Raw genomic sequence first — 1948 nt, forward strand, 5'->3', positions numbered from 1 at the left:
GAACAGGTGGATTACGAGAAATGGGCAGTTGGGATGCCTTTAGACCGTCTAATTTTTTTGCGCCAGGCCCCATTCCTAGTGTGTTGTATTTTTTTAGAAAATATTTTGGCAATAAAGCAGCGCGTTTGGCATTGTTGCGCATGGTGCCTTTGTCTATTTTTCCGTATCAGTTTAAAAAGAATAAACCTTTATTGGTAATCGGCGTTTTACTTACAATATTAATTGTACCTATAGTGTTGTATCAGGTGTGTACTTCTTGGCGTTTGGCAAGTAAGAAGTTGAAAGAAGGGGATAGAATTGGTAGATTGTAGGGGTATGAGGTATTAGGTATGAGGTAGTAAGGGAGAGATTCTTCGCTATGCTCTGAATGACATGAGGTATGAGGTATGAGGTGTGTAAGGGAATAGTTTAAAAAAATAAGTGAAAAAAAATATAGGTTTGGGTAAAAAAAACATTGTAATAGTTACTTCAGAGTTTCCGCCACAACCCGGTGGTATTGGCAATCATGCCTTACATTTAGCTTTGTCTTTACAGAAAGCAAATTACAAGGTAAAGGTAATTGCAGATCAGCGTTCTTTAACAGGAACAGAAGAGGCTACTTTTGATGCAGCATTAGATTTTACGGTAGTTCGCATTCCCTTACAGGCACAAAGATTTAAAATGTATCTGCAACGCATCCTTGCTACCTATAAAGCGTTTTCTAATGCTTCACAGGTGATAGCTACAGGAAAGTTTTCGCTTTGGAACGTTGCTTTTATTAGTATGTTTAAAAAAAGAAAGACCTTGGCTGTAGTACATGGTAGTGAGGTCAACTTTAAATCCTTTCTTTTAAAAAAATCTATAGATAATGCTTTACTACGCTTTAACAGTATTGTTGCGGTTTCTAAGTATACCAAAAGTTTAATAGCGCACCTAGATAAAGAGGTGGAGGTAATTCCTAATGGTATTAGTTTTGCAGATTGGCAAACAGAAAAGAAACCGGTAAAGGCATTGCCAGGAAATCCTGTATTAACAACGGTGGGGAGGGTAAGTACTAGAAAAGGACAACTACAAGTAATTAACCAATTACCAACGCTTTTAAACGTATTCCCTGATTTGCACTACCATTGTGTGGGCATTCCCACAGAAGCTCCTGCTTTTTTAGAAAAGGCCAAACAATTAGGGGTAGATAAACACATCACTTTTCATGGTAGTCTAGACGATGTGGCATTAAAACAAACGTTATTACAAACCGATATTTTTATAATGCTGAGTACCGAAAGTACTACTGGTGATGTAGAAGGTTTTGGTATTGCCATTTTAGAAGCGAATGCTTTAGGCATACCAGCAATAGGGTCTTTAAATTGTGGTATTGAAGATGCGGTACAGCACGAAAAGTCTGGGATACTAATTGATGGAAAGGATAGCCTACAGTTACAAAACGCTATAGAGAGCATCTTACAAAAAAAAGAACTGTTTTCTGCCAACGCAAAGAAATGGGCGAAACAACATGATTGGTCTATGGTAGTAAAACAGTATATAGCTTTATTAACATGAAAACATTAACTATAATATCGCATACCGAACATTATAAAAAATCAGATGGAAGCATTGTAGGTTTGGGGTCTACCGTAACCGAAATAAATCATTTGCTTACGGTTTTTGATTGCATACTACATGTGGCAATGCTCCACGAAGTTCCTGCACCACCTAGTGCGCTACCTTATACATCGTCCAAAATAACTTTTGTGGCATTACCAGCAGTAGGGGGTACAAGCATACAAGATAAGTTGGCTATTATCTATAAAGCTCCTAAAATACTAACGGTTATAAAAAAAGCCCTAGCACAAAGCGATTATTTTCAATTTAGAGCACCCACAGGAATTGGGGTTTTTGTGATTCCGTATTTGGTGTTTTTTAGTCAAAAAAAGGGCTGGTTTAAATATGCAGGGAATTGGAAACAAGAACA

At 37.4% G+C, this 1948-nt stretch carries 1 protein-coding gene and 2 pseudogenes; all 3 read left to right on the top strand.

Annotation, left to right across the window (positions count from 1 at the left end):
• Positions 1 to 311: pseudogene (locus tag ABJI11_RS12860) on the top strand (glycosyltransferase family 2 protein); the annotation flags it as partial.
• A 109-nt stretch (positions 312 to 420) separates the two neighbouring features.
• Positions 421 to 1536, top strand: a complete 1116-nt coding sequence (locus ABJI11_RS12865; RefSeq protein WP_348352874.1) for a glycosyltransferase family 4 protein — start codon at positions 421 to 423, stop codon at positions 1534 to 1536.
• A pseudogene (locus ABJI11_RS12870) lies at positions 1533 to 1948 on the top strand (capsular biosynthesis protein); the annotation flags it as partial. The gene ABJI11_RS12865 and the pseudogene ABJI11_RS12870, both read left to right, overlap by 4 nt.

Source organism: Maribacter sp. (assembly GCF_039968975.1).
Classification (GTDB): domain Bacteria; phylum Bacteroidota; class Bacteroidia; order Flavobacteriales; family Flavobacteriaceae; genus Maribacter.